Annotated in this window: 30 protein-coding genes; 25 read left to right on the top strand and 5 right to left on the bottom strand. The window is 71.0% G+C overall.

The genetic code is table 11. The annotated features are described in order from the left end of the window. The first annotated feature begins 155 nt into the window (after positions 1-155). The 12 genes from HUW46_RS03530 (at position 156) to HUW46_RS03475 (ending at position 9,971) form a co-directional block, all read left to right on the top strand. A complete protein-coding gene (locus HUW46_RS03530; protein ID WP_215545892.1) occupies positions 156-521 on the top strand; it encodes a histidine triad nucleotide-binding protein in 366 nt (121 codons plus the stop codon). A 95-nt stretch (positions 522-616) separates the two neighbouring features. Next, positions 617-1,717 (top strand): PhoH family protein, encoded by a 1,101-nt coding sequence (locus HUW46_RS03525; RefSeq protein WP_215549647.1) that lies wholly within the window; start codon positions 617-619, stop codon positions 1,715-1,717. Beyond that, a complete protein-coding gene (ybeY, locus tag HUW46_RS03520) occupies positions 1,714-2,271 on the top strand; it encodes an rRNA maturation RNase YbeY (RefSeq protein ID WP_215545891.1) in 558 nt (185 codons plus the stop codon). Before HUW46_RS03525 ends, ybeY begins: the two co-directional genes overlap by 4 nt. A 9-nt stretch (positions 2,272-2,280) precedes the next feature. Continuing rightward, positions 2,281-3,624, top strand: coding sequence for a hemolysin family protein (locus HUW46_RS03515; protein ID WP_215545890.1), 1,344 nt, complete (start codon positions 2,281-2,283; stop codon positions 3,622-3,624). Next, the gene (locus tag HUW46_RS03510) at positions 3,617-3,970 is read left to right on the top strand and encodes a cytidine deaminase (protein WP_442860912.1); all 354 of its coding nucleotides are present in this window, start codon (positions 3,617-3,619) and stop codon (positions 3,968-3,970) included. Before HUW46_RS03515 ends, HUW46_RS03510 begins: the two co-directional genes overlap by 8 nt. 22 nt (positions 3,971-3,992) lie before the next feature. Beyond that, a complete protein-coding gene (gene era / locus HUW46_RS03505; protein WP_215545889.1) occupies positions 3,993-4,892 on the top strand; it encodes a GTPase Era in 900 nt (299 codons plus the stop codon). A 168-nt stretch (positions 4,893-5,060) separates the two neighbouring features. Then, complete coding sequence (locus tag HUW46_RS03500; RefSeq protein WP_215545888.1) at positions 5,061-5,852, top strand: RDD family protein; 792 nt, start codon at positions 5,061-5,063, stop codon at positions 5,850-5,852. A gap of 43 nt (positions 5,853-5,895) precedes the next feature. Continuing rightward, positions 5,896-6,651 carry a DNA repair protein RecO gene (recO, locus tag HUW46_RS03495; protein ID WP_215545887.1) on the top strand — a complete coding sequence of 252 codons (756 nt, stop codon included), beginning with the start codon at positions 5,896-5,898 and terminating at the stop codon, positions 6,649-6,651. Between the two features lie 31 nt (positions 6,652-6,682). Next, positions 6,683-7,513, top strand: a complete 831-nt coding sequence (locus HUW46_RS03490) for an isoprenyl transferase (RefSeq protein ID WP_215545886.1) — start codon at positions 6,683-6,685, stop codon at positions 7,511-7,513. Beyond that, positions 7,510-7,950 (top strand): hypothetical protein, encoded by a 441-nt coding sequence (locus HUW46_RS03485; protein ID WP_215545885.1) that lies wholly within the window; start codon positions 7,510-7,512, stop codon positions 7,948-7,950. Before HUW46_RS03490 ends, HUW46_RS03485 begins: the two co-directional genes overlap by 4 nt. Positions 7,951-8,223: 273 nt before the next feature. Beyond that, positions 8,224-9,222: a permease gene (locus HUW46_RS03480; RefSeq protein ID WP_254126573.1), complete on the top strand. Its 999-nt coding sequence runs from the start codon at positions 8,224-8,226 to the stop codon at positions 9,220-9,222. After that, positions 9,222-9,971, top strand: coding sequence for a TIGR03943 family putative permease subunit (locus tag HUW46_RS03475; RefSeq protein ID WP_215545883.1), 750 nt, complete (start codon positions 9,222-9,224; stop codon positions 9,969-9,971). Before HUW46_RS03480 ends, HUW46_RS03475 begins: the two co-directional genes overlap by 1 nt. Positions 9,972-10,136: 165 nt before the next feature. On the opposite strand, the gene HUW46_RS03470 is transcribed toward HUW46_RS03475, so the two are convergent. Further along, complete coding sequence (locus HUW46_RS03470) at positions 10,137-10,562, bottom strand: Fur family transcriptional regulator (protein WP_215545882.1); 426 nt, start codon at positions 10,560-10,562, stop codon at positions 10,137-10,139. After that, on the bottom strand, positions 10,559-10,927 hold the full coding sequence (locus HUW46_RS03465; RefSeq protein ID WP_215545881.1) for an ArsR/SmtB family transcription factor: 369 nt from the start codon (positions 10,925-10,927) through the stop codon (positions 10,559-10,561). Before HUW46_RS03465 ends, HUW46_RS03470 begins: the two co-directional genes overlap by 4 nt. 290 nt (positions 10,928-11,217) lie before the next feature. Between HUW46_RS03465 and HUW46_RS03460 the strand changes: the two genes are divergently transcribed. The 9 genes from HUW46_RS03460 to HUW46_RS03420 all read left to right on the top strand — a co-directional run bounded on the left by HUW46_RS03460 (position 11,218) and on the right by HUW46_RS03420 (position 20,519). After that, positions 11,218-12,483, top strand: coding sequence for a hypothetical protein (locus HUW46_RS03460; protein WP_215545880.1), 1,266 nt, complete (start codon positions 11,218-11,220; stop codon positions 12,481-12,483). 14 nt (positions 12,484-12,497) lie between these two features. After that, positions 12,498-13,169, top strand: a complete 672-nt coding sequence (locus tag HUW46_RS03455) for a class F sortase (RefSeq protein ID WP_215545879.1) — start codon at positions 12,498-12,500, stop codon at positions 13,167-13,169. A gap of 258 nt (positions 13,170-13,427) precedes the next feature. Next, positions 13,428-14,549, top strand: a complete 1,122-nt coding sequence (locus HUW46_RS03450; protein WP_215545878.1) for a hypothetical protein — start codon at positions 13,428-13,430, stop codon at positions 14,547-14,549. A 99-nt stretch (positions 14,550-14,648) separates the two neighbouring features. Then, positions 14,649-15,362 (top strand): class F sortase, encoded by a 714-nt coding sequence (locus tag HUW46_RS03445; RefSeq protein WP_215545877.1) that lies wholly within the window; start codon positions 14,649-14,651, stop codon positions 15,360-15,362. Positions 15,363-15,456: 94 nt separating this feature from the next. Continuing rightward, entirely contained in the window at positions 15,457-16,845 is a 1,389-nt protein-coding gene (locus tag HUW46_RS03440; protein ID WP_215545876.1) for a glycine--tRNA ligase, read from the top strand. Between the two features lie 137 nt (positions 16,846-16,982). Beyond that, positions 16,983-17,939, top strand: coding sequence for an ABC transporter ATP-binding protein (locus tag HUW46_RS03435; RefSeq protein WP_215545875.1), 957 nt, complete (start codon positions 16,983-16,985; stop codon positions 17,937-17,939). Further along, positions 17,936-18,676, top strand: coding sequence for an ABC transporter permease (locus tag HUW46_RS03430; protein WP_215545874.1), 741 nt, complete (start codon positions 17,936-17,938; stop codon positions 18,674-18,676). The genes HUW46_RS03435 and HUW46_RS03430 overlap by 4 nt, the downstream gene beginning before the upstream one ends. 32 nt (positions 18,677-18,708) lie before the next feature. After that, entirely contained in the window at positions 18,709-19,917 is a 1,209-nt protein-coding gene (locus tag HUW46_RS03425; RefSeq protein WP_215545873.1) for a sensor histidine kinase, read from the top strand. Continuing rightward, positions 19,914-20,519, top strand: a complete 606-nt coding sequence (locus HUW46_RS03420; protein WP_215545872.1) for a response regulator transcription factor — start codon at positions 19,914-19,916, stop codon at positions 20,517-20,519. Before HUW46_RS03425 ends, HUW46_RS03420 begins: the two co-directional genes overlap by 4 nt. 15 nt (positions 20,520-20,534) lie before the next feature. Here HUW46_RS03420 and HUW46_RS03415 read toward each other — a convergent pair whose 3' ends face one another. The 3 genes from HUW46_RS03415 to HUW46_RS03405 form a co-directional block, all read right to left on the bottom strand. Beyond that, positions 20,535-21,593, bottom strand: coding sequence for an Lrp/AsnC family transcriptional regulator (locus HUW46_RS03415; RefSeq protein WP_215545871.1), 1,059 nt, complete (start codon positions 21,591-21,593; stop codon positions 20,535-20,537). A gap of 84 nt (positions 21,594-21,677) precedes the next feature. Then, a complete protein-coding gene (locus HUW46_RS03410; RefSeq protein WP_254125770.1) occupies positions 21,678-22,460 on the bottom strand; it encodes a hypothetical protein in 783 nt (260 codons plus the stop codon). A gap of 5 nt (positions 22,461-22,465) precedes the next feature. Continuing rightward, entirely contained in the window at positions 22,466-23,062 is a 597-nt protein-coding gene (locus HUW46_RS03405) for a papain-like cysteine protease family protein (RefSeq protein ID WP_215545869.1), read from the bottom strand. Between the two features lie 501 nt (positions 23,063-23,563). Between HUW46_RS03405 and HUW46_RS03400 the strand changes: the two genes are divergently transcribed. The 4 genes from HUW46_RS03400 to HUW46_RS03385 are packed head-to-tail and all read left to right on the top strand — an operon-like array spanning position 23,564 to position 26,898. Continuing rightward, positions 23,564-24,217: a YdcF family protein gene (locus HUW46_RS03400; RefSeq protein ID WP_215545868.1), complete on the top strand. Its 654-nt coding sequence runs from the start codon at positions 23,564-23,566 to the stop codon at positions 24,215-24,217. A gap of 17 nt (positions 24,218-24,234) precedes the next feature. Then, complete coding sequence (locus HUW46_RS03395; RefSeq protein WP_215545867.1) at positions 24,235-25,509, top strand: deoxyguanosinetriphosphate triphosphohydrolase; 1,275 nt, start codon at positions 24,235-24,237, stop codon at positions 25,507-25,509. 59 nt (positions 25,510-25,568) lie between these two features. After that, positions 25,569-25,790, top strand: coding sequence for a hypothetical protein (locus HUW46_RS03390; RefSeq protein WP_215545866.1), 222 nt, complete (start codon positions 25,569-25,571; stop codon positions 25,788-25,790). Between the two features lie 13 nt (positions 25,791-25,803). Beyond that, a complete protein-coding gene (locus tag HUW46_RS03385) occupies positions 25,804-26,898 on the top strand; it encodes a serpin family protein (RefSeq protein WP_215545865.1) in 1,095 nt (364 codons plus the stop codon). Positions 26,899-26,937 lie beyond the last annotated feature (39 nt).

The raw sequence follows: 26,937 nt of genomic DNA, 5'->3' as shown, positions 1-26,937 counted from the left end.
CCCTCGCCTCGCCTTTGGGCGGGTGGGTGGGTCCGTTCGCCTGCGGGCCTGGCGGCCCTGGGCGGCGGGTGGGCTCGGCTTCGCCATCGCGGTTGCGGCGCTCGCCTCGGGCCTGGCGGCCCTTGGCGTCGGGGGTGGGTCGTTAGGGTGTCGGCATGGGTGAGAGTGACGCGGAGACGTTGTTCGAGCGGATCATCGCGCGGGAGATTCCGGCGGAGATCGTGCACGAGACTGAGGGGACGTTGGCGTTTCGGGATATCAATCCGCAGGCTGCGACACATGTGCTGGTGGTGCCTAAGAAGCGGTATCGGAACGTGGCCGAGTTGGCGGCGGCGGATCCGGAGTTGCTTGCCGAGGTGATCGGTGCCGCGGCGAAGGTGGCGGAGCTGGAGGGGATCACCCAGAGCGGGTATCGTGTGGTGTTCAACACCGAGCTGGATGCCGGGCAGTCCGTTTTCCACGTGCACGCCCATGTGCTCGGGGGTGAGCAGCTCGGGCTCAGCTTCGGGCGTGCGGGGTAACCACCTGCGTCGGGGGCGGGCGTACCGCTAGCATCGTGGGGACAGCATCCGACACCGACGACCAGCGAACGCGCAGAAAGCAGGCCCGAGGGCACGTGGCCGGTACCGCACCGGGTGGAGCCGCCCGATCCGACGTCCCCGAGGACGTCGCACAGCCGCCGTCGACGACCGAGGTCACCGACCAGGCAGTGCAGGCAGCACAGTCGAGATTCCCCATCCCCGACGCGGCCGCGCTCACGCTGCTCGGCTCCCGCGACGAAAACCTGCGGGTGGCCGAGGAACTGCTCGCCGCGGACGTCCACGTCCGGGGCAACGAGGTCACCCTCACCGGCAGCCCGGCCGACGTGGCCTTCGCCGAGCGGGTCTTCGCCGAACTGGTGACGCTCGCCGGGCGCGGCCAGCAGGTCGGCCCCGACACCGTGCGCCGCACCGTCGGCATGCTGTCCTCCGGTGGCGCCGAGTCGCCCGCCGAAGTGCTCAGCATGGACATCCTGTCCCGCCGCGGCCGCACCATCCGGCCCAAGACGCTGAACCAGAAGCGCTACGTCGACGCGATCGACAAGCACACCATCGTCTTCGGCATCGGCCCCGCGGGCACCGGGAAGACCTACCTGGCGATGGCGAAGGCCGTGCAGGCGCTGCAGGCCAAGCAGGTCACCAGGATCGTGCTGACCAGGCCCGCGGTCGAAGCCGGTGAGCGGCTCGGGTACCTGCCCGGCACGCTCAACGAGAAGATCGACCCGTACCTGCGCCCGCTCTACGACGCGCTGCACGACATGGTCGACCCCGAGTCGATCCCGCGCCTCATGCAGGCGGGCACCATCGAGATCGCGCCGCTGGCCTACATGCGCGGCCGCACCCTCAACGACGCGTTCATCATCCTCGACGAGGCGCAGAACACCACGCCGGAACAGATGAAGATGTTCCTCACCCGGCTCGGGTTCGGCGCCAAGATCGTGGTCACCGGCGACGTCACCCAGGTCGACCTGCCCAGCGGCCAGAAGAGCGGCCTGCGCGTGGTCAGGGACATCCTCGAAGGCGTCGATGACCTGCACTTCGCCCAGCTCACCAGCCAGGACGTGGTGCGCCACCGGCTCGTCGGCGACATCGTGGACGCCTACGAGAAGTGGCAGGCACTGCAGGACGCGGCGGCGCCGGAACGCGGCGCGGGCAACGGCTGGCGGGGCCGCTCGTGAGCATCGAGATCGCCAACGAATCCGGGGTCCCGGTCGACGAGGCCTCCATCGTCTCGGCCGCGCGGTTCGCGCTCGACCGGATGGAGGTCAGCCCGCTCGCGGAGCTGTCCGTCGCACTGGTCACCCTCGAGGTGATGGAAGACCTGCACGAGCGGTGGATGGACCTGCCGGGCCCCACCGACGTGATGGCCTTCCCGATGGACGAGCTGGACTCCGCCGTGCGCCGCCCCGACGCGCCGGACGCCTCGCCCGCGCTGCTCGGCGACATCATCCTGTGCCCCGGTTTCGCCAAGGACCAGGCGCGCACCGCCGGGCACTCGCTGCTCGACGAGCTGCACCTGCTGACCGTGCACGGCGTGCTGCACCTGCTCGGCTACGACCATGCCGAGCCCGCGGAAGAGCGCGAGATGTTCGGCCTGCAGAAGCGGATCCTCGCCGACTTCCAGGAAGCCACCGAGGCGGCGCGGCGCCAGCACATGCGGCGCAGCACCGACGACAGGCTGCTCGGCGCCGCCGGTCTCGACGGCTCCGCCGAACCCGACTCCGCCGGCTAGGGACGACTGATGGCCAGTTCCACCGGCCTGCTCGTCCTGGCCGTCGCGCTGGTGCTCCTCGGCGGCGTGTTCGCGGCCGCCGACGCCGCGGTCAGCACGGTGTCCCAGGCGCGGGCCGACGGGCTGGTGCGGCTCGGCAGGCCCGGCGCGAAACAGCTGTCCGCGGTGATCGCCGAGCGGCGGCGGCACATCAACCTGCTGCTCCTGCTGCGGATGGGCTGCGAGCTCACCTCGACCGTGCTCGTCACGATCGTGTTCCTGCGCTGGATCACGCCGGTCTGGCTCGCGGTGGTCGTCGCCGCGCTCGTCATGGTGGTGGTCAGCTACGTCCTCATCGGCGTCGGCCCGCGCACGATCGGCCGCCAGCACCCCTACCGCGTCGGCACGATCGTCGCGGGACCGGTGCGGGTGCTCGGGTCCGTGCTCGGCCCGCTGTCCAGGCTGCTGATCGTGCTCGGCAACGCGATCACCCCCGGCAAGGGGTTCCGCGAAGGCCCGTTCACCTCCGAGGTCGAGCTGCGCGAACTCGTCGACCTCGCGCAGGAACGCGGTGTCGTCGAGGATTCCGAGCGGGAAATGATCCACTCGGTGTTCGAACTCGGCGACACCGTCGCCCGCGAAGTCATGGTGCCGCGCACGGAAATCGTCTGGATCGAGGCGACCAAGACCGTCCGCCAGGCGCTTTCGCTCGCACTGCGCACCGGGTTCACCCGCGTGCCGGTGATCGGCGAATCGGTCGACGAGATCGTGGGCGTGGTCAACATCAAGGACCTGATGCCCGCCTACATGGCCGAAGGCGGGCCGCTGCGCGAGGTCGCGGAGCTGATGAACCCGGCGAGCTTCGTCCCGGACTCCAAACGGCTCGACGAACTGCTCAAGGACATGCAGCTGTCCCACAACCACATGGCGATCGCGGTCGACGAGTACGGCGGCACCGCGGGCCTGCTCACCATCGAGGACATCCTCGAGGAGATCGTGGGCGAGATCACCGACGAGTCCGACACCGACGAACGGCCGCCGGTGGAGCACCTCGACGACCGCTCGGTGCGCGTGTCGGCCCGCCTCGGCGTCGACGATCTCGGCGAGCTGTTCGGGATCGAGCTCGACGACCACGACGTGGAAACCGTCGGCGGCCTGCTCGCGCAACGGCTCGGGCGCGTCCCGCTGCCCGGCGCCGAGGCCGAGGTCGCCGGGCTCCGGCTGCACGCGGAGGGCGGGAAGGACCGCAGGGGCCGCATGCGGATCACCACGGTCGTCGTGCACGCTTGCGACGACCGGATCGCGGGCCGCAGGATGCGGGTCGGCACCCCGGACGACAACGATGACCGCGACAGGAGCGTCGAACATGCCTGAGAGCCCCGAGATCACCAAGCTGGCCGCGGAGGACGAGAAGATCGTCGTGCTCGCGAGGTCGGCGCGGGCGAGGACCCAGGCCGCCGAAGGGGCCGCGGTGCGCGACACCGACGGCCGCACCTACGCCGCGTCCACTGTGGAGCTTCCGTCGTTCAAGATCACCGCGGTGCAGGCGGCGATCGCGGCCGCGGTGTCCAGCGGTGCCGAGGGCATCGAAGCCGCCGCCGTCGTGTCGGCCGATCCGCTCGTCGCGGAGGCGTCCGTGCACGCGGTGCGGGACCTGTCCGAATCCGCGCCGATCTTCCGCGCGAACCCCGCGGGCGCGGTCGAAGAGGTCCTTCGCTGAGCGTGCTGCGAGAATGGCGGGCATGACACCAGAGCACCGGTCCGGCTTCGCCTGTTTCGTCGGCCGTCCCAACGCGGGCAAGTCGACGCTGACCAACGCGCTGGTGGGCACCAAGATCGCGATCACCTCGAGCAAGCCGCAGACCACCCGGCACGCGATCAGGGGCATCGTGCACCGCGAAGACGCGCAGCTCGTGCTCGTCGACACGCCGGGCCTGCACCGGCCGCGCACGGTGCTCGGCGAGCGGCTCAACGACCTCGTGTACACGACCTGGTCCGAAGTGGACGTTGTCGGGTTCTGCGTGCCGGCCAACGAAAAGATCGGGCCAGGCGACCGGTTCATCGCCACCGAGCTGGCGAAGATCGCGCGCCGCACGCCGGTGCTCGGGATCGTCACCAAGACCGACCTGGTGCCGCCGGAGCGCGTCGCCGAGCAGCTGATGGCGCTGGAGAAGGTGATGGAGTTCGCCGATCTGGTCCCGGTGTCCGCTGTGGACGGTTTCCAGGTCGGCACGCTGGCCGATCTGCTGGTGCGGCGGCTGCCGGAGGGCCCGCAGCTCTACCCGGACGGCGATCTCACCGACGAGCCGGAGCAGACGCTCGTCGCCGAGCTGATCCGCGAGGCGGCGCTGGAGGGCGTGCACGACGAGCTGCCGCACTCGATCGCGGTGACCATCGAGGAAATGCTGCCGCACGAAGGCCGCGACGACATGATCGACGTGCACGCGCAGCTCTACGTCGAGCGGCCGAGCCAGAAGGGCATCATCCTTGGCCACAAGGGAGAGCGGCTCAAGAAGGTCGGCGCGCAGGCCCGCGCGCACATCGAGGCGCTGCTCGGCAGCAAGGTCTACCTCGACCTGCACGTGAAGGTCGCGAAGGACTGGCAGCGCGACCCGAAGCAGCTCCGCCGACTGGGCTTCTGAGCCGACTTTCGCGTGCCGTGCGCGAGCGGGCTCGTCAACCGGTACGCTCCGCGCAGCGGCCGTGGGGAGCCACTCCCGGTACGCACGCCTCGGTGTCCACGACGCCGTTGCCCGGTCCGGAGCGAGGCCGGAAGACCGAGTGCACTCGTGTGTAGGGGGAACTCCTCGATGACCAATCCGTACGGCCAGCAGCCCTACGGCCAGCAGCCGCCGCCCTCCGGTGGTTTTCCCGGCCAGCCGTCGCCTTACGGTCAGCAGGGCGGTTACCCGGGGCAGCAACAGGCGCAGTACCCCGGTCAGCAGATGAGCCCGTACGGGCAGCAGCAAGGCGGGTTCCCGCAGCAGGCCCAGCAGCCCTACGGCGGCTATCCGGGGCCGCAGCCCGGTTTCGGCGGCCAGCCCGGGTACGGTCCCGGTGCCTACGCGAGCTGGGGGCAGCGGGTCGGCGCCTTCCTGATCGACGGTCTTCCCGGGTTCGCGCTCATCCTCATCGGCATGCTGGTGATGCTCGGCTCCCTCATGGCGGGACTGATCATCATGCTCCTCGGCAGCCTCGGCAACATGGTCTGGGCGATCTTCAACCGGTGGATCCAGGGCGGCAACACCGGTCAGACGCTCGGCCGTCGCAAGATGGGCATCATGATGGTCAGTGAGGGGACCCGCCAGCCGATCGGCCCTGGCAACGCTTTCGTGCGCGACCTCGCCCACATCCTCGACGGCCTTCCCCTCGACCTCGGCTTCCTCTGGCCGCTGTGGGACGAGAAGGCGCAGACCTTCGCGGACAAGGTGATGGGCACCATCGTGATCCCCGCGCCGCCCGGGTACGGCCAGCAGCCGCAGGCCGGGTACCCGCAGCAGCGGGGTTACGGCCAGCAGCCCGGTTACGGGCAGCAGCCGGGATACGGGCAGCAGCCCGGCTATGGCCAGGGTGGTTACCCGCAGCAGCAACAGCGTTGGTGAGTGTCGGGGCGGTTTCCCCGCCCGGTAGTGGGACCATGGGTACGTGAGTCTCTATCGCGACACCGGTGTGGTGCTGCGCGTGCACAAGCTCGGTGAGGCCGACCGGATCATCACCCTGCTGACCCGCCGTCACGGCAAGGTCCGCGCGGTGGCGAAGGGCGTGCGGAGGACGAGTTCGCGGCTCGGCGCGCGGCTGGAACCGTTCGGGCACGTCGACGTGCAGTTCTACACCGGGCGCACGCTCGACGTGGTCACCCAGGTCGAGACGGTGGACGCGTTCGCGGTGCAGATCGTCGGCGACTACCAGCGCTACACCGCCGCGTGCGCGATCACCGAGACCGCGGACCGGCTCTCGGCCGAGGAAGGCGAGCCCGCGCTCCGGCTGTACCTGCTGGTCGTCGGCGCGTTGCGGGCGCTGGCCGACGGCGGCCGGGACGCTTCGCTCGTGCTCGACGCGTTCTTGCTGCGGGCCATGTCGTTCGCGGGCTGGGCGCCCGCGATCGCGGAATGCGCGCGCTGCGGGCTCCCCGGCCCGCACACCGCGTTCAGCGTGCAGGCGGGCGGCTCGATGTGCGCGAACTGCCGGGTGCCCGGCTGCGTGCACCCGGCGCCCGAGGTGCTCGTCCTGCTGGAAGCGCTGCTGCACGGGGACTGGGACGTCGCCGAGGCTTCGGTGCCGGTATCGCGGCGGGACGCGAGCGGGCTCGTCGCCGCGCACCTGCAGTGGCATCTCGAGCGGCAGCTCCGGTCGCTGCCGCTGGTGGAGAGGCGCCGGGAGGCGCCAGCGGGCGGCAAGTAGGGTCGGACCGGGCGACTCAGGGAGGTAGCAGGTGCGGCGCAGAGGCAGGGCAGCCACGACGGAACCGGTGGCGATTCGCCCGCCGGATCCGCACCCGTCCGGTGCGAAACCACCGTCGATCCCGGCCGAGCTGGTCCCGAAGCACGTCGCGCTGGTGATGGACGGCAACGGGCGCTGGGCGAACCAGCGCGGGCTGCCGCGCACGGAGGGCCACAAGCGCGGCGAGGCCGTGATGATCGACGTCGCCAGCGGCGCGGTCGAACTCGGCGTGAAATGGCTTTCGGTGTACGCGTTCTCGACGGAGAACTGGAAGCGGAGCCCGGAGGAGATCCGGTTCCTGATGGGCTTCCACCGCGAGACGATCCGCCGCCAGGTCGACTACCTCGGCTCGATCGGCGTCCGCATCCGGTGGGCGGGCAGGCGCCCGAAGCTGTGGCGCAGCGTCATCAAGGAGCTCGAAGACGCCGAAGAGAAGACCAAGAACAACACGCTCCTGAACATGACCATGTGCGTCAACTACGGCGGCAGGGCCGAGATCGGCGACGCGGTGCGCACCATCGCGAAGCTCGCGGCCGAGGGCAAGATCAACCCGGACAAGATCGACGAGCGCACGCTGGCGCGGTACCTGTACCAGCCGGAGATGCCCGACGTGGACCTGTTCCTCCGTCCGTCCGGTGAGCTGCGCACGTCGAACTTCATGCTGTGGCAGTCGGCGTACGCGGAGTTCGTCTTCCAGGACACGCTGTTCCCCGACTTCGACCGCACGAAGCTGTGGGCGGCGTGCCTCGACTACGCGAAGCGGGACCGCCGGTTCGGTGCCGCCGTCGACGCCGCCGCCACCGACAGGGCGGAGGCCCGATGACGACCGAAGCCGCGGACACCGCAGCGCTGCTCACCCGGGCGCGCGAGGCGCTCGAACGCTATCTCGAAGTGCACGTCGACGACGACGGCGCGCTCACGTTTTCGCACGCCGAGGTGCCGTGCGTCATCCAGGCGACCAGGCTCGCGGAAGGGCTCACCGTGCTGAGCCTGACTTGCGTGGTCGGCTGGGACCTCACCGACGACGACGGCAAGCTCGCCGCCGCGGCCGCCGAACGCGCGGGCCAGGGCCTGTTCGGCACGCTCGGCGTGGTGCACACCGACCGCGGGGTGGACATGACCCTGCGGTACGCCTTCCCCGCCCACGGGCTGGACCCCGTGCCGCTCGGCACGCTGCTGATGCTCGTCGTGTCCACTGCCTCGCAGCTGCGCGGCGACCTGCTCGACCTGGTGCCGGGGGACTCCGAGGGCGGCCAGTAACCCGCACTGCCCGCCTTTGCCCGTACGAACTCGACCTTTCGTTCGGCTAGGGGAGCCCCCGATTTCAACGCTACCGCGACGCACCGACAGATCCGGTACGCGGCGGGCAGGTGTTCACCGCGAAAGGTCGAATTCCGGACGGAAAACGGCGAAATCCGGGACGAGATCGACCGTTCGCGCCGTGCGGCCGCGGCACCGGGGGAGCCCACTGGCATCATCGCCGTTGTGGGAACCATTTCCGAAAACGCCGCCGGGGACACGGCTCCGGGTGCCGTGCGCGCCGGGAAGCCGCCCGGCAAGGGGTACGGCCGGATCACCTCGATCGAGGTGCTGTGCGCCGTGCTGCTCATCGCGATCCTCGCGCAGAGCTGGCTCGCCCGCGTGCTCGACGTGCCCGCGCTGCGCACGGGGTCCACGGTGTTCGTCGCGGTGTGCGTGCAGGCGTTGCCGTTCCTCGTGCTCGGCGTCCTGATCAGCGGGGCGATCGCCGCCTACGTGCCGGCCAGGGTGCTGGAGCGGGTGCTGCCGAAGCGGCAGGAGGCCGCGGTCGGGGTCGCCGGGCTCGCCGGGGTCGCGCTGCCCGGGTGCGAATGCGCCTCGGTGCCGGTGGCGCGCAGGCTCATGGGGCAGGGCGTGGCGCCCGCCGCCGCGCTGACGTTCCTGCTCGCCGCGCCCGCGGTGAACCCGGTGGTGCTCGTCGCCACCGCGGTCGCCTTCCCGGCCAACCCCGAGATGGTGCTCGCGCGGTTCCTCGGGTCCTTGGCCACGGCGGTCGTGATGGGCCTGCTGTGGGCGAAGTTCGGCAAGCTCGACTGGATCGTCGAGCGGGCCCTGCGCAGGCTCCCCGACGTCGAACCCGGCAGCAGGTGGAAGACCTTCGCGGAAACGGCGCGGACGGATCTCGTCGAAGCGGGCGGGTTCCTGGTCCTCGGCGCGCTGATCTCCGCGGCGCTCGGCGTGCTGGTGCCCCAGGAGTGGTTCGGCGCGCTCGGCAACCAGGTCGTTCTCGGGGTGCTGGTGATGGCGGTGCTCGCGGTCGTGCTCGCCCTCTGCAGCGAGGCGGACGCGTTCGTGGCGGCCTCGCTCGGCGCGTTGCCGCTGCTGCCGAAGCTGGTGTTCCTGGTGGTCGGGCCCGCCGTCGACGTCAAGCTGTTCGCGTTGCAGGCAGGCACGTTCGGGAAGCGGTTCGCGGTGCGGTTCGCGCCCGTCACGTTCGTGGTCGCGATCGCGTGCGGCGTGCTGGCTGGCACCCTCGTGCTGGGAGGCGCGTGATGCGCAGGGAAACTCAGAACATCCTGCTGATCCTGCTCGGCGGCGCGCTGCTCAAGATCGCGATCAACGGCGACTACCTGCGCTACGTCAAACCGGCCCAGCAGCCTTGGGTGATCGGCGGCGGCGCGGTGATGCTCGCGCTCGGCGTGCTCGCCGTGATTCGCGATCTGCTGGCCGCGAGGGACGCCGCGCGCGCCGGCGCCACCGGTCCCGGTGTGGTCGCGCCCGACACGCACGAGCACCACCACCCGGCGCGCTCGGCGTGGCTGCTCTTGGTGCCGGTGCTCGCGGTCTTCCTCGTCGCCCCGCCCGCGCTCGGCTCCGATTCGGTGGTCAGGACCGAAGCGAGGGCGCCGCAGACCGCGGTCGGGCAGGACGCGGCGATGTTCCCGCCGCTGCCGCCCGGCGCGGTCGTGCCGATGCGGGTCACCGACTTCGTGACCCGCGCGGGCTGGGACGGCAACCACACGCTCGACGGGCGCACCGTGTCGCTGTCCGGATTCGTGGTGCATTCGGGCGGCTCGACGATGCTCGCGAGAATGGTCATCAGCTGCTGCGCGGCCGACGCCTACCCGGTCACCGTCCGGCTCACCGGGGACGCCGCCGCGAAGTTCCCGAGCGACAGCTGGGTCGAGGCGACCGGTCAGGTCGTGCCCGGCACCGCGACCGAGCGGAACCGCTACACCCCGGACCTCACCGTCGCGACCGTCCGGCCCGTCAAGGCACCGGGGGACCCCTACGAGTACTGATCACGATTCACCGCAGGCCTGGTGCCGTGCCGCACGTCCACGAGCCGTTCACCGCTCCACGACCGGGACGGCCGCGACCTTCGGGTCGGACATCAAGATGATCTCGCTCATGGGGCGATCATCCCGTGGTCGGGGTGCACGCGGGCCGGATCGGATCGGTCGGCGCTATTTGCCGCTCGCGGCGCAGGTGGCGCAGGTGCCCACGATCTCGACCGTGTGGCTGATCTGGGAGAACCCGTTGCCGGAGGCGATCTTCTCCGCCCACCGCTCGACGGCGGGGCCTTCGATCTCGACGGTGAAGCCGCAGTGCCGGCACACCAGGTGATGGTGGTGGTGCGAGGAGCAGCGGCGGTAGACGGCTTCGCCGGAGTCGGTGCGCAGCACGTCGATCTCACCGGCCTCGGCGAGGGACTGCAGCGTGCGGTAGACGGTGGTCAGGCCGATGCCGTCACCGCGCTTGCGGAGCTCGTCGTGCAGTTCCTGCGCGGAGCGGAAGTCCTCGACGTCGCTGAGCAGGTCCACCACGGCGGCGCGCTGCTTCGTCGAACGGCGGCCGGGTAGCGGCGCCTTGCCCCTGGTCGGCGTGCTCACTTGCCCTCCTGTACGTGTTCCACCGCGTCCACCACGATGTGCGCCAGATGATCGTCGACGAGACCGTAGGCGACTTCCCGCCCCCGGCGTTCGCCGTGCACCACGCCCGCCGCCTTCAGCACCCGCAGGTGCTGGCTGATCAGCGGCTGGGCCACGTCGAGCGCGTCGACGAGTTCGTGCACGCACCGGTCGCCGTCGCGCAGCTGCAGCACGATCGCGATCCGCACCGGCGCCGCGAGCGCGCGCAGCAGCTCGCCGGCGTCGGCGAGGGTGCTCGCCGGGTGCGGCGGGACGAGCGGCCGTACCGGGTGCTCGTGCCCGTGCACCTCGTCAGCGGGGGCGGCGTCCGAGCTCACCGTGGACATGATGCCCTCCAGCCTTCGTCAGGGGTGTCCTGCCATCCTACTGGCGCGTCGCACATGGTTGTCACTGTCGGCAAGCTGCGGCGCAACGCCAGGACCACGAGGATTGCACTACTCCATTCGAGTGAGTTTGTGAGCATTTTCGTGATGGTGCCCGACCCAGTGGCGAACAGGGCAAGGTGGGCTCGGTGTGTTCGTCCGGTTCTCCAGTAACCTGACCCTCGATTCGACGGCCGAGTCGCTGAGCTCGCCGTGGCGTTGGTGGAAAGCCGACCAGTGGAAGCTGAGGAGACATGAGCCGTTTCGTGACGAAGGTGGCCGCGGGCACGGCGGCGTTCGCGCTCGCCGCGACCCCGGGGGTGGCCGGAGCGCAGGGCGCCACGACCGTCGACGACAAGACCGGCCCCGTTTCGTACGCGAACATCGCCGCGGTCGAGGTCGGGCCCGCGGGCCAGTCCGGCGGCGGCACCGTGGTGAGCGAGACGCAGAAGTCCCCGTCCCGCCCCGGCAGCTCGCAGCTCGCGCAGGACCAGCGCAAGGCCGTGCCCAACACCGACGGCGAGCGCCAGTCGATGGGCTCGAACTACTCCGTGACCTTCGGCCGCTTCGACGCGGCGGCGAGCCCGTACCCCGACGGCGTCGCCAGCAAGGACCACGCGGTGATCGCCACGCTGCGGGACACCACCGTGCCCGCCGCCTCGGTCGAGTCGAACTTCGCCTTCCAGGACCTCACGCGCGGCGGCACCCCGCTGAACCAGACGGTGATCGCCTTCCAGGGCGCCAAGTCCGCGGTCGAGTGCCCGTCCAACACCGGCGCGACCGCCGCCACCTCGGCGGCGAAGCTGTGGATCCGCGACGACAAGGACGCGCTGGCCCCGGTCGACCTGCCCGCGGGTGGCGGCGAGATCAGCAAGAAGGACCTCAAACTCGGTCCGGCGATCGTGGAGCACCTCGAAGGCAAGGCGGTCGACGTCCCGGACCTGGGGAAGACCAGGTCCGACGTCGTGATCAGCCCGGTGACCAAGTTCGACCAGCTGCTGCGCCAGAAGGAATGGCGTTCCGGTGACACCACCGCGGTCGCGGGCTGGCACGTGCAGATCGTGACCCACGTGGTCGTCAAGCCGGCGGAGCCGGAGAACGGGCAACGCACCCCGGCCACCACGAGCGCGCAGCCGGGAACGGCGCAGCACCGCGCCGCGGAACCGAGCACGGAGCAGGAGAACGGCGAAACCCCGGCGCCTCCGTCCGAGCAGCCGAAGGTGGCCGAGGAGTCCAAGAAGTACGACGTGAAGACCGACATCGTGCTCGGTGGCGTGAGCTGCTCGCTGCCGAACGGGTTCTCCCCGGTGTCGCCGGGCAGCGCCGGTGGCGGTGGCGTGCCGGTGAAGATCCCTGCCGGGTACACCACGGCCGACGCCGTCGTGGCCCAGCCGGAAGGCGCTTCGAGCGCGCTGCCGCTCGGCATCGGCCTGCTCGGTGGTGGGGCCGTGCTCGGCGCGGCGGCGCTGGTCGTCGGGCGCAGGCGCAAGGCGGTCGCCGAAGCCCGCGTGACGGAGTAGCGCGCCGGCAAGGCATGGACGAAGAGGCGGACGAGCGGGCACCCGAGCCGTTGCCGAGATGGCGGCGGTGGACGGCGGCCGCGCTGGGTGCGCTCGCCGTCGCCGCGGTGATCACGGGTGCGCTCGTGCTCACCATGGGCGGCGGCGACGAGCCGCCGAGGACAGTCGCCTCGCCACCGCCGCCACCGTCCGAAGTGGAGCTTCCGCCGGACAACGCGGTCATCGACGCGTTGCCGGGGCAGCGGCCGGGCACGGTGCGACTGCCCGAGGGCGGCACCGCGACGTTGGTGCGCAAGGAACTCACGCGCGACCGCACGCTGCCCATTCCGAAAGGTCTGGACCAGGCGAGCTGGTGGGGCGCGAAGGTCGGCGCGCCGACCGGGGTGTCCCTGCTGTCCGGGCACGTCAACTGGGCCGGGGTGAAGGGCCCGTTCGACGAACTGTGGCGCGCGAAGCCGGGCCAGGACGTGACGGTCGTGGACACCGGCGGCGGTACCTGGGTGTACCGGGTTTCCGAGATCGTGACGGTGCACAAGGACGATCTGCCCGCGCAGGCGCCGAAGCTGTTCGACCAGGGCGGCCCGCCGCGGCTGGTGCTCGTCACCTGCGGGGGCGACTACCTCGGCGGCACCGAGGGATATCGCGACAACCGGATCGTCACCGCGCAGCTCGTGTCGCACCACTGAGCGCGGTTTCGCGCCCGCGCGTCACCGATTTTCGTAGCGGGCTGCGTATTTCTTCCCATTATGTGTGCGATTAACGTGACCCCAGTCTCCAATGCGTGCACGCCCTGTCACGGTGGCCGGAGCTGTGGCACGTTGACACCGTCCACGCGCAGGTAGCCGTGGCTTTTTGGGGACCCCGGTCGGGGAGCGGTAAATGGGGACCCGTTCGTGTCCAGTGGAGGTCCGGGCCGAAGGCCCGGCTGGGAAAACGAGGGTGACATGAGCTTTCCGAAGACAAGGCTGGCGGCCTGCCTCGCGGCGGCCGCGTGCGTGGCCGCCGTGCCGGCGGCGGCGTCGGCCGCGGACACACCGCTCCCGAAGGACGGGCCGGTGGCCTTCGGCGCGGGGATCATCGCGAGCGGGGTGGAGTTCAAGGAGCCGCAGGGCAGCGAGGTGGTCGTGGCCGCGGGCAAGGTCGGCACCCTGAAGGACAAGCGGGAAAGCCTGACCGTGCCGGAAAAGGACGCGAAGCGGTTCTCCGCGCACGCCAGTTCCTATGCGAAGGGCAACCCGGAGTTGCCGACGGACGCCAAGGTCACGCCCTACTCGCTGACCGCGGGCATCGCCGAGACGAATGTCCCGTCGGCCGCGGTGAAGGGCGATTTCTGGCTGCGCCCGACCGACGACAAGAGCACGCACGGCTGGGGCCTGTACTTGAACGGCGTCGCGACCGGCGCGGACTGCCCCGCGCCCGACAAGGTCGCGGGCACCGCGACCGCGGCTTCGATACTGGCGAAGGTCGAGGACACCCAGAACGCCCAGAACAAGGACGGCGTCGAGAAGAAGATCGACGTGCCGAAGGACTCGAAGCCGGTGGTCGTCAAGGACGTGAAGCTGGGCAAGCCGACCCATCTCGACGCGGCGGCGACGAAATGGGCCACCGACGTCAAGATCACCCGGGTCACCGAGCTCGCTGCCCTGTCACCGGAGTCGGTGAAGGCGAAGGCGAAGGCCGCGCAGAAGCTCGCCGAGGACGGAGCCGAGGACAAGGCGTCGGGCACTGTCGCCGGGTGGTTCGTCGAGGTCGAGGACTTCGCGGTGAAGCCCGACGGCACGCGCGGCGAATCCCTTGGCACCACGGACTTCCAGTTCGGTTTGGTCGCGTGCGGGGTGCCGAAGGACTTCGTCGCGAAGCCGGTGCCGAGCACGACGGCTCCCGGTGGTGCGCCGAGCACGTCGAGCCAGCCCGCGGTGCCGGTGAAGATCCCGGCGGGCGACGATCCCGCGCAGGCGGCCGCGGCCGAAGGCTCCTCGCCCGCCGCGGCGATCGGGATCGGCGCGGTCCTGCTCGCGGGCGCGGGCGCGGGGACGGTGCTGTACCGCCGCCGCGTCCGGAGCTGACCGGAGATTCGCTGCAACCCGGACCGGCTGGCGCCGCATGTAAAGGGTGCCGGCCGGTCCGGGCGGCGGGTGGACGGACAGCGAAGGAGCAGCGGAGGAATGGTGGAACACGTCGAAGGGGAGCCCGAGTTCCCGGCGGAGCCCCCGGCACCGGTGGCGCGCCGCGGCGGACGGGCCAAGATCGCCTGGCTGGTGTCGGGCGCGGCCGCGGTGGTCGTGGCGGCGCTCGTCGTCGTGCTGGTCGCCTTCGGCGGCGGTGACTCCCAGACCGCGGCCAGCGCGCCGTCGGCGCCCGGCGCCGCCGCGGGGGAGACCAGCCAGGCGGCCGGGGTGCCCGCCGCCGGTGAGCAGCAGGCGCCGCCCGGCCAGGAACCGGGCACGGTCCGGCTCCCGTCCGGCGGCACGGCGAAGCTGGTGCGCAAGGAGCTCACCGCGGACGGCACGCTGCCGATCCCCGAAGGGCTCGACGACGCGACCTGGTGGGGCGCGAAGCTCGGCGACGCCCAAGGAGCCGCGCTGCTGTCGGGGCACGTGAACTGGAAGGGCAAGAAGGGCCCGTTCAACGAGCTCTGGAGCATGAAGAACGGCCAAGAGGTCGCCGTCGTGGACACCGCGGGCGGGCGCTGGGTGTACCGCGTGCGCGACATCGTCACCGTGCACAAAGACGGCCTCGCCGACCGCGCGCAGGCGCTGTTCGGACAGGACGGCCCGCACCGGCTCGTGCTCGTCACGTGCGGCGGGGAATACGTTGGTGGCACAGAGGGTTACGAAGACAATCGGATCGTGACAGCCGATCTGGTGTCCCACCCGTAAACCTGAGGTCAACCCGTTGCCAGCCAGGCGGGAACGGCCGGATACGCTGGCACACCGAGTCAGATAACCGTTCCCGCATGTCTGGAGAGCGTGGGTGCCAGCCAACACCATCGAGACCGTGGTCAGTCTCTGCAAGCGTCGTGGTTTCGTCTTCCCTTGCGGAGAGATCTACGGCGGTACCCGTTCGGCGTGGGACTACGGTCCGCTCGGTGTCGAGCTCAAGGAGAACATCAAGCGCCAGTGGTGGAAGACCATGGTGCAGGGCCGCGACGACGTCGTCGGCCTCGACTCCTCGGTGATCCTGCCGCGCCAGGTGTGGGAAGCCTCCGGGCACGTCAACGTGTTCAACGACCCGCTGGTGGAATGCCTTTCGTGCCACCGGCGCTTCCGCGCGGACCAGCTCGCCGAGGAGTTCTCCGAGCGCACCGGCAAGAAGGTGATCGAGGACGACCTGTCCGAGGTGCCGTGCCCCAACTGCGGCACCCGCGGCGAGTACACCGCGCCGAAGGACTTCAACATGATGCTGAAGACCTTCCTCGGCCCGGTGGAATCGGCCGAAGGGCTGGCCTACCTCCGGCCGGAGACCGCGCAGGGCATCTTCGTCAACTTCCTCAACGTGCAGTCGACCGCGCGCAAGAAGCCGCCGTTCGGCATCGGCCAGGTCGGCAAGTCCTTCCGCAACGAGATCACGCCGGGCAACTTCATCTTCCGCACCCGCGAGTTCGAGCAGATGGAGATGGAGTTCTTCGTCGAGCCGGGTGAGGACGAGACCTGGCACCAGTACTGGATCGACCGGCGCACCGAGTGGTACACCGATCTCGGCATCAAGTCCGAGAACCTGCGCCATTTCGAGCACCCGAAGGAAAAGCTGTCGCACTACGCGAAGCGGACCGTCGACATCGAGTACCGGTTCGCCTTCAACGCGGGGCAGGAATGGGGCGAGCTCGAAGGCATCGCGAACCGCACCGACTTCGACCTCACCACGCATTCGAACCATTCGGGTGTCGACCTGTCGTACTTCGACCAGACCACGAAGGAGCGCTACCGCCCGTTCGTGATCGAGCCCGCCGCCGGGGTCGGCCGGTCGATGATGGCGTTCCTCGTCGACGCCTACCACGAGGAAGAGGCGCCGACCGCCAAGGGCGGCGTCGAGAAGCGCGTGGTGCTCAAGCTCGATCCGCGCCTGGCCCCGGTCAAGGCCGCGGTGCTCCCGCTTTCGCGCAACGCGGACCTGACGCCGCGCGCGAAGGAGGTCGGCGCGATGCTGCGCAAGCACTGGAACGTCGACTTCGACGACGCGGGCGCGATCGGCCGCCGGTACCGCCGCCACGACGAGGTCGGCACCCCGTTCTGCGTCACGGTCGACTTCGACTCGCTCGAAGACCACGCGGTGACCGTCCGCGAGCGCGACACGATGGCGCAGGAGCGCGTCGCGATCGACAAGCTCGAGTCCTATTTGGCCGGTCGCCTCATCGGCTGCTGAGCAAGCCCGCCGCGAACGGCCCGTCACCGGAACCGGTGGCGGGCCGTTCCGCTCGTACGGCCCCATGACAGGTGTCATGCCGAGGTCATGACGCGCGGCCTGCGGATCGGGGCGCCCGCGGCGGCAAGCTCGGTGGCATGACCAAGACAGCTTCGACTCCGGCCGCCACCGACGCGGCACGGGAGGTGGCAGCGGGGGCCGCGGTGCGGCTCACCGGACTGCGCAAGCACTACGGCGACGTCCGCGCCGTCGACGGGATCGACCTGACCATCGCCCCGGGTGAGGTGGTGGCGCTGCTCGGCCCGAACGGCGCGGGCAAGTCGACCACCGTGGACATGCTGCTGGGCCTCACGAAACCGGACGCGGGTTCGGTGACGGTCTTCGGGCGCACCCCGGCCGACGCGGTGGCGCAGGGGGCCATCGGCGCGATGCTGCAGGGTGCGGCGTTGCTGGAGGACCTGACCGTGGGGGAGACGGTCGGCATGATCGCGTCGCTGAGCCGGGCGCCGATGCCGGTGTCCGAGGCGCTGCGGCGCGCGGGCGTCGAAGACCTCGCGGGACGGCGCAGCACCAAGCTTTCCGGCGGGCAGAAGCAGCGGGTGCGGTTCGCGGTGGCGCTGGTGTGCGACCCGGACCTGCTGGTGCTCGACGAGCCGACCGCGGCGATGGACGTCGGTTCGCGGCGCGAGTTCTGGAAGTCGATGCGCGAGTACACCGATTCGGGGCGCACGGTGCTGTTCGCGACGCACTACCTCGACGAGGCCGAGGAGTTCGCCGATCGGGTGGTGTTCATGCGGGCGGGGTCGATCGTCGCCGACGGCTCGGTGGCACAGGTCCGTGCGCTCGTCGGGGGGCGGACGGTCCGTGCGGTCGTGCCGGGCGCGACCGAACGCGCGGTCGCCGCGCTGCCCGGCGTCACCGAGGCCGAGCTGCGCGGCGACCGGGTCGTGCTCGCCAGCAACGACTCCGATGCCACGCTTCGCGCGCTGCTGTCCGGTTTCCCCGGTGCGCACGACATCGAGATCACCGCGGTCGGCCTCGAAGGCGCCTTCCTCTCCCTGACCGCTGACGACACCGAGGACGGCGTGCGATGAGCCTGACCTACCTGCTGACCGAGATCCGCCGCCCGTACCGCCAGCCGCGGTTCGTGATCTTCGCGGTGGCCTTCCCGGTGCTGATGTTTCTCTTGCAGGCCAACGTTTTCGTGAAGGCCGACGATCCGTCGCGGCCCGCCGTGGTCGGCGTGCTGATGGTCAACATGATCGCCTTCGGCGTGTTCGCCGCCGCGATGTCCAGCGGCGCGAAACTGGCGTTCGAACGGGCTTCGGGCTGGCAGCGGCAGTTGCGCCTGACCCCGTTGTCCGGGCCCGGCTACCTCACCGCGAAGACGGTGTCGGGGATGGCCGTCGGGCTGCCCGTGCTGGTCGTGGTGCCGCTCATCGGATCGCTGGTCGAAGGGGTGCACCTCGACGCGGCGGGCTGGCTGAGGATCGTGCTGGGCCTGTGGATCGGCGGCGTCCCGTTCGTCCTGCTCGGCCTGCTGCTGGCGCAGTTCGGCACGCCGGACTCGATGCAGCCGGTGACCATGCTGGTGACGATGGGGATGGGGCTTCTCGGCGGGGTGTGGATCCCGATCGACACGATGCCGTCGTGGCTGCACGACGTGGCGCAGGTGATGCCAACCTACTGGCTCACCCAGATCGGGCGCGGCGTGATCACCCAGGACCTGACGGTGGGCCTCGGGACGGCGGCGCTGGTGCTCGGCGGGTGGACGGTGGTGCTGGGTGCGGCGGTCGTGCGCCGCTACCGTAAGGACAGCGCACGCGTCTGAACGGCGTGCCGACGGGAAGGAACGCGCTCCGAATGACGCTGAGCGAGAAGCACGGGCCGTCAGTCGGCCTCGACACCAAAGAGGCGTGGTGGGGCGACGTTCCGGTCGACCGGAACGGATCGCACTTTCACCCGGTGCGGTGGGTGGTCGTCAGCTGCGTGTTCCTGCTTCCCTCCTACATCCCGAGCTTCATCGAACTGGCGAAGCCGCCGGTGACGGTGTCCAACTACGTCATCGGCGGCTTGTTCCTCGTGTACGGGGTCCTCTACGCCACGTTCCCGTCGGTCCAAGCGCCCGGCCCGCGGTGGCTCATGTTCGCGCACCCGGTCGCGATGCTGTCGATCGGGACCGTGCTGGCCGTGGTGACGAAATCGCCGTACATCCTGCTCTACGCCTCGCTCGTGGTGGTGTTCACGCTTCCCGCCGCGTGGGGGCTGATCCTCGACGGCGGCGCCCTGCTGGTGCTCTTCGGGGTGACCTGGCTCGAAGGACGGTTCGGCGAGCAGCTGAGCGACCTCATCACGGTCACCTCGATCACCTCCGCCGTGTTCTTCATGGCGAGGCTGGTCAGGGCGGTGCGCAGGCTGGAGATCGCGAACGCCGAGATCAGCACGCTGGCGGTGGCCGAGGAACGGGCGCGGCTGGCGAGGGACCTGCACGACGTGCTCGGCCACAGCCTCACCACGATCACCGTGAAGGCGGGCCTGGCGCGCAAGATCCTCGAACGCGGCGGAGACGCGCAGCAGGCGATCACCGAGATCCACGAGGTGGAAGGGCTTTCGCGCAGCGCGCTGTCGGACGTGCGGGCCACCGTGTCGGACTACCGTGAGGTGTCGTTGTCCGCGGAGATCGTCGGGGCGCGCGCGGCGCTGCGGGCGGCCGAGATCGACGCCGACCTCCCGCACGCGGTCGACAACGTGGAGCCGAGTTTGCAGGGCCCCTTCGGCTACGTGGTGCGCGAGGCGGTGACGAACGTGATCCGGCATTCCGGCGCCAAGCGGGCGCAGATCCGGCTGGGGCGGAACTGGGTCGAGATCTCCGACGACGGGAAGGCGGCCGGATCGGTGCCGAGCGGGAACGGGTTGAACGGGCTCACCGAGCGGCTCGGTGCGGTGGGCGGGACGCTGACCGCGTCGGCGCGGCCGCGCGGCGGGTTCGTGGTGCGCGCGGAGGTGCCGTTGCCGTCGGAGCCCGCCGCCGCGCCGTCGGCGCGCGTGGAACCCGCCGGGGGTTTCGCGTGATCAAGGTGCTGCTCGCCGACGACCAGGCGATGGTGCGGGGCGCGCTGGCGACCGTGCTCGGGCTGGAACCCGATGTCGAGGTCGTCGCGCAGGTCGGGTCCGGCGACGAGGTGCTGGCCGCGGCGAAGGAGACCACGCCGGACGTGGCGCTGCTGGACGTGCAGATGCCGGGCAAGGACGGGCTGACCGCGGCCGCGGAGCTGACCGCGGCGCTGCCGTCGTGCCGGGTGATCATCTGCACCACCTTCGGCAGGCCGGGTTACCTGTCGAGGGCGATGGCCGCGGGCGCCGCGGGGTTCGTGGTGAAGGACTCGTCACCGGAACAGCTCGTGGACGCGGTCCGCCGTGTCCACAGTGGACTCCGGGTGGTCGATCCCGCGCTGGCGGCCGAATCGCTCGCCACCGGGGCGAGCCCGCTCACCGTGCGCGAACGCGAGGTGCTGGAGGCGGCAAGGGACGGCAGTACGGTCGCCGACGTGGCGAAGAAGCTGTTCCTTTCGGAGGGAACCGTGCGCAACCACCTGTCCTCGGCGATCGGGAAGACGGGCGCGCGGACAAGGGCGGAAGCGGTGCGGTTGAGCGAAGAACGCGGCTGGCTCTAGCGGGGCCGCCCGCGGTCACGTGCGCGCGGGGATGATCGGGACCTGCCCGACGGCGGTGCCGTTGCTCGCGAGCAGGCGCCCCATGCGCTTGGGCATGCGGATCGTGACGACCCGGTCCACCACCCGCGCCTCGGGGGCCGCGGTGGCGAGCTGCGCTTCGAAAGCGCCGCATTCCACGGGGGCGTGCAGCCACACCGTCAGGATGAGGTTGTGCTCGCCGGTGACCGTGACGCACAGCCGCGTTTCGGGCCGGGTGGCCAGTGCCCGCGCGATCCGGTCGAGCTGGTCGCCCGGCACGTCCAGCCGGTAGGTCGCGATCACCGGCCAGCCCGCGAGGCCGTTCGCGAGATCGCACCGGAAGTCCAGTTCGTGGTTGCGGAGCATGCGGCCGAGCACGCGGCGCACGGCGGACTCGCTCATCCCGCAGTCCCGCGCGAGATCGGCGCAGCTGCGGCGCCCGTCGACGCTGAGCGCCTCCAGCAGGGTCGCCACGGTGGCGTCGTTCCAGCGCCCCGGCACGAGCGCGCGGGCCTGGGCGGCGGTGTCGTCCAGTACGGCGCGCTGTTCCGGCGCCAGCGCCCTGACCAGCCAGCCGCTGCCTTCCCGGTAGACCTTGGTGGCGATCGCGAGCCGGGTCGAGTCGACGCCGGTCAGTTCGCCGACGCGGCCGGTGACCAGTGCGTCCAGCGCGGCGAGGTCGTGGGTGGTCACGCCGAGCAACAGCTGGTAGCGGCCGGTGGTGCGCTCGACGCTGAACACCGAGGGCCACCGGCACAGCTCCTCGGTCAGCGCGGGCAGCGCGTCGGGGCGGCAGGCGAGGTCGAGGTAGCCGATGGTGGTGGTCGGCGTGGTCGTGTAGGCGGTCAGCCAGGCCAGCCCGGCGGAATGGAGCCGCTCCCACCGCCGCGCCGCGGTGGTGGCGTCGATCCCGATGGCGCCGGCGATCCTCGTCCACGGCGCTCGCGGGTCCAGTTGAAGCGCTTCGACGAGGGCGAGGTCGACTTCGCTCAGCGCGATCGAATCCGGCGGGACGCGGCCGGTCGAGGCCGGACCCGGCGCGGAATGGCGGGGCATGGCGCGCATTCTCGCCCGCGGCCCCGCCATCCGCAACGGAGGCCGTGGTGCCGGGCCCGCACCTCCCGGCACCACGGCCACCGGTCAGTTCCGGCGGACGCGGATCGCGACCACCGAGCCCGCGACGAGCAGCGCGAGGACCGCGCCACCGGCCACGAACCAGGCGGTCGACGATTCCGGCTCCGCCGAGGCGGGCTTCGCGGCCACGGCCATGGTGTACCCGCCGCCCGCGCCGGAGCGGTCGTACGCCGAGCCGGGCAGCTTGTCGGCGTACCGGTCGTGTAGCGCCGCGCGGTAGGCGGCGACGCTCATCCTGGTGCCGGTGGCGACCCCGGTCACCGAGCCGTCGAGCACGGTGACGGTGTCGCCTTCCACCGAGTACCAGGCGTTGACCTGCGGCTCGTGCACGAGATAACCCTTGCCAGCGGCCGAAGCGAGCCGGTTTTCGACATCACCGGACGCGACGTTGAACACCGACCACGAACCCGCTTCGCGCTGCGCCCACACCGTGGCGACCGAGCCGTCGCCCGTCCGCGCGGGCACCGCGACGTAGGAAAGCGCGGCGGGCACCGAGGACTTGCCCGCGATGAACTCCGCGGTCGGCTCGTACACGCTGACCGGCTTCGTGACGTCGGCCTGCGCGGTCCGCGACGCCGCCTCGGCGCTGACCGTCGCGGCACCGGGGAACTTCGTGGTGGCGAGCCGGTCGATGGTGCTCTTGCCGCCGACGACCCCGCTGATCACCGCGAGGTCCTGCCCGCTAGGGGCGCCCGCGGGACCGTCGGCGGCGAACGCCTCGCCGGGGCCGAGCGCCAGCAGCGCGCCCGCGCCGAACACCAAGGCCGCGCGTACCAGGTGCTTCCTCATCGCGCTCATCCCTCGATTCCGTACACGGTGTGGGTCCAGGTGAAGGAGTTGTTGGACCGGTAGGAGCTGTAGTTCATGGAGTTGTAGCGCCGGTTGCTCGGCCACGGATCGCCGTACTCGACCTTCGTCACCCCGTTGGAGTTGTCGTAGCCGTAGAGGACGTGCATGTGGCCGCCGCCGGAGCTCCAGCCGATGCGGGTGCCGATCGGGTGGCGCGCGTCGATCTGCTGCTTGATCCCGGAGAAGCTCAGCGTGTAGCCGTTGGAGTTGTAGGTGCCCGCGTTGCGGAAGCCGAGGTAGCGGAACACGCGCTGCTGATCGCTGAGGTAGCCCTGCTGGTTCGAGCAGTCCGAACCGGACTCGTTGTGCGCGATCTGGCAGAACTTCGTCTGGGACAGCGTGTGCCCGAAGTAGTCGGCGATCGTGTTGCCGCTCGCGTCCCAGCACCACTGGTTCTTCTCCTGGGCCTGCATGCTGATGTCCAGGTCGGTGGCCGCGGTGGTCGACGGTGCCGCCTCGCTCGGCGCCTGCGCGGCGAGCAGGGCGGTGACCGCCGCGCAGCTCACCGCCAGTCCGCGCAGGACCGGAATCTTGGTCTTCACACCGGAACTCCTTCACATGAGCAGGGAGGGGGGCTCCGGCCTGCCATTCCAGGAATGGTTTCCCGATTCACTGGCCGAGAATGGGGGCCGGAGGTGTGAAAAGGATGCGCCCGGCGCGCCGGGTCCGGTACCTACCAACGGAGGGTCTTCGGTTTCACGGTTGTTCATGGCGGAATCCGGCGTTACGTGATTCGGCGGATCACGGCGATCACGGCGTGCGCCTGGTGGATCCCGGCGATTTGCCCGGCACCCTCGGCCGGAGGCGCACTCTTTACGCGAGGGTAACCGAGGTTCCGGCGAATTGCCGCAGCGTGCCGGGCGGCATTCGCGTTTTTGTGATCGGTTACCAAAGAAGTCGCCGAAAAATTGTTATTCGTCATGCTCCGCCCGCCCGTCGCGGGCGGACCGATTCCTCGTGCCCCCGAGCGCGGACGGCGCCCGCCACGCGCACCCACCCCCGGTGGCGCGGGCGGGAGGTGCGGCTCTGCGAGAATCGTCCCGATGAACACGTCCCCGCCGATCCGGCCCACGAAGGCGACCTGGGTGCGCCGCGCCGTGTTCGGCACGGTCGTCGTCGTCGCGCTCGTGATCGGCGGCACCGCGTTCCGCGTGTGGCAGGTGGCGCGCGTCGACGACAGGGCGAACGCCGACGTGATCATCGTGCTGGGTGCCGCGCAGTACAACGGCAAACCCTCCGAGGTGTTCCAAGCGCGGTTGCAGCACGCGAAGACGCTGTACGACGCGGGCGTCGCGAAGACCGTCGTCACCACGGGCGGCAACAAGGCGGGTGACCGGTTCACCGAGGCCGACGCCGGCGCGAAGTGGCTCCGCGAAGCCGGTGTGCCCCGCGCGTCGACGATGGTGGTGGGCGAGGGCAGCGACACCCTCGGCAGCCTGCGCGCGGTGGCCACCGCGGTGCGGGACCGGGGCTGGCGGACCGCGGTGGTGGTCAGCGACCCGTGGCATTCGCTGCGCGCGATGACCATGGCCGACGACTCCGGGCTCGACACGCGCAGCTCGCCGACGCACACCGGGCCCATGGTGAAGACCAGGGAGCGCCAGGCGATGTACATCTACCGCGAGACCGGCGCCCTGCTGTTCTACCTGCTCACCAAGAGCCCCGCGGACGAAATCGGCGGCACCACCGTCGGCTGAAGTCCTAGGCTTGCCCGGTGACCTACACCGAGCACGATCTGCGGCGCCGCCTCGCCGAAGCCGCCAAGGGCGCCGCGCTGCCGGGCACGCGCGCCGACGGGCGGAGCGCCTTCGCGAGGGACAGGGCCCGCGTCCTGCATTCCGCCGCGCTGCGGCGGCTCGCCGGGAAGACCCAGGTGGTCGGGCCGGGCGAGGGCACCGAGATCAGCGGCGCGCCGCGGACGCGGCTGACGCATTCGCTCGAGGTCGCGCAGATCGGCAGGGGGATCGCCGAGGAGCTGGGCGCCGATCCCGACCTGGTGGACACCGCGGGGCTCGCGCACGACATCGGGCACCCGCCGTTCGGCCACAACGGCGAGAACGCGCTCGACGCCGTCGCCGAGCGCTGCGGCGGGTTCGAGGGCAACGCGCAGACGTTGCGGATCCTCACCAGGCTGGAGCCGAAGGCGCTCACCGTCGACGGCATGGCGGTGGGCCTGAACCTGACCAGGGCGTGCCTCGACGCGACGACGAAGTACCCGTGGCGGCGGGGTGAGCGCCCCGGCCGGAAGTTCGGCGCCTACGCCGACGATTCCGGCGCCTTCGAATGGCTGCGCGAGGGGGCGCCCGCCGGGCTGACCTGTCTCGAAGCGCAGATCATGGACTGGGCCGACGACGTGGCCTACTCGGTGCACGACGTGGAGGACGGCGTGCTCGCCGGCCGCATCTCGCTGCACGTCCTGACCGACGCCGAGGAGCGCGCCGCGGTCGCGGAGCTGGCCACCAAGCACTTCTCCGCCCAGTCGGTGTCCACTGTGGAGGATGCGGCGCGCGAACTGGCCGCGCTGCCCGTGGTGGCGGAGCTGGCGAAGACCGGGTACGACGCGTCGCTCGGGGCGCAGGTCGCGCTCAAGCAGCTGACCAGCGAGCTCGTCGGCCGGTTCGCCTCCGCGGTGGTCACCGCGACCAGGGACGAATGGGGCGAGGGCCCGCTCACCCGGTACGCCGCGCGGCTCGCGGTACCGGAGCAGGTCGCCGCCGAGGTGGCGCTGCTGAAGGCGCTCGCCGTCCGGTACGTGATGAGCGATCCCCGCCGCCTCGCCATGCAGGAAGGGCAGCGCCAGGTGCTCGCCGAGCTGGTGCGCGTACTCGCCGCCCGAGCGCCGGAGTCGCTGGACGTGGCCTACCGCACGGCGTGGGAAGCGGCGGGAGGTGACGACGCGAAGCTGCGCGTGGTCGTCGACCAGGTCGCCTCGCTCACCGACGCCCAAGCCCATGCGTGGCACTCCTGGCACCTCGGGCGGCACGGCTAGAACTTTCCGCTGGGAGCGGAATCGGCGGAAACCGCCGCGCGCGGTGCCACACTGGGCGCATGAGACCGAAACGCTTGCTCGGCGCGCTGCCACGGCTGGTGCGTCGGCTCCTGCGCAGGCGCGTTCCCGCCGGGGTGGGACCGCGCGACAACCCCGGCCGCGGCGGGGCGGCGGGCGTGCGCGAACCGCGCCGCCCCCGTCCGTCCGGGCCGTCCGGCGGGGCGGCGCGGCCGGTCCCGCCGCCGGAAGTCGGCGCGCACCTGCCGGACCCGCGCGGGTAGTACGGTCGCGGGTGTGTCCGACGGAACGACCGCATCGCACCTGACCTTCAGCCTCGCGCTGCACCGCGTCGTCGCCGCGGGCGGGGCCGACTCGTGCTTCTCGCCGTACTCGGTGGCCAGCGCGCTCGGCCTCGTCGCGCGCGCCGCACGCGGCAAGGCGGCCGACGAGCTGTCCGCCCTGCTCGGCGCCGATTTCGACGCGCGGCCCCTGCGCGAGGCCGCGACGCTCGAGCCGCGGCCGGACCGCGACGAACCCGTCCTCGCGGTCGCCAACACCCTCTGGGTGTGGGACCAACTGCCGATCGAGCCGGACTACACCAGGGACCTGGCGACCTGGCCAGGCGGCAGGGTCGCCGAAGCGCCGTTCGTGACCGAACCGGAGCGCGCCAGGGAAATGATCAACGCGGACATCGCCGAGACGACCCGCGGCCTGATCCCCGAGCTGCTCCCGCCCGGGATCGTCACCGCGGACACCGTGGCCAGCGTGGTGAACGCGCTCTACCTGCGCTGCCCGTGGGCGATCCCGTTCTCCGACGGCGCCACCGCGCCCGCGGTGTTCGCGGCGCCGTCGGGGCCGCGCGAGGTGCCGACGATGCACCAGTCTGAGCGGCTGACCTACCACGCCGACAGCGGCTGGCAGCTCGTCGGGCTGCCCGCGATCGGGGGCGCCGAGGCGGTCGTCCTGCTGCCCGACGGCGATCTGGCCGCGCAGGAGGCCTCGCTCGACGCGCCGACGCTCGCCGCACTGCTCGACGGGCTCCGGCCGCGGCAGGTCATCCTCGCGCTGCCGAAGCTCGACCTCGACGTCCGCACCGATCTCACACGCGCGCTCCCGCAGCTCGGCGTGCGCACGATGTTCGCGCCCGGTGCCGACCTGAGCGGGCTCAGCCCCGATCCGCGCCTGGCGGTCTCCGACGTGCTGCACCAGTCCGTGCTGCGCGTCGACGAGCGCGGTTTCGAGGGCGCGGCGGCGACCGCGGCTATGATGCGCCTCACATCCATGCCGACCGACGAGGTCAGCGTGTCGGTCGACCGCCCATTCCTCCTTCTCGTGCGGCACCAGGCGACTGGTGTGGTCTACTTCTTCGCCCGTGTCGTCGAACCGTGAAGGAATCGCGAAGTGCGTGCATCCTTTTCGCCCGCCGGT

The sequence above is a fragment of the Amycolatopsis sp. CA-230715 genome, assembly GCF_018736145.1.
Lineage (GTDB): Bacteria > Actinomycetota > Actinomycetes > Mycobacteriales > Pseudonocardiaceae > Amycolatopsis.
The sequence above is the reverse complement of the archived record's forward strand: the minus strand, read 5'-3'. Positions and strand labels throughout refer to the sequence as shown.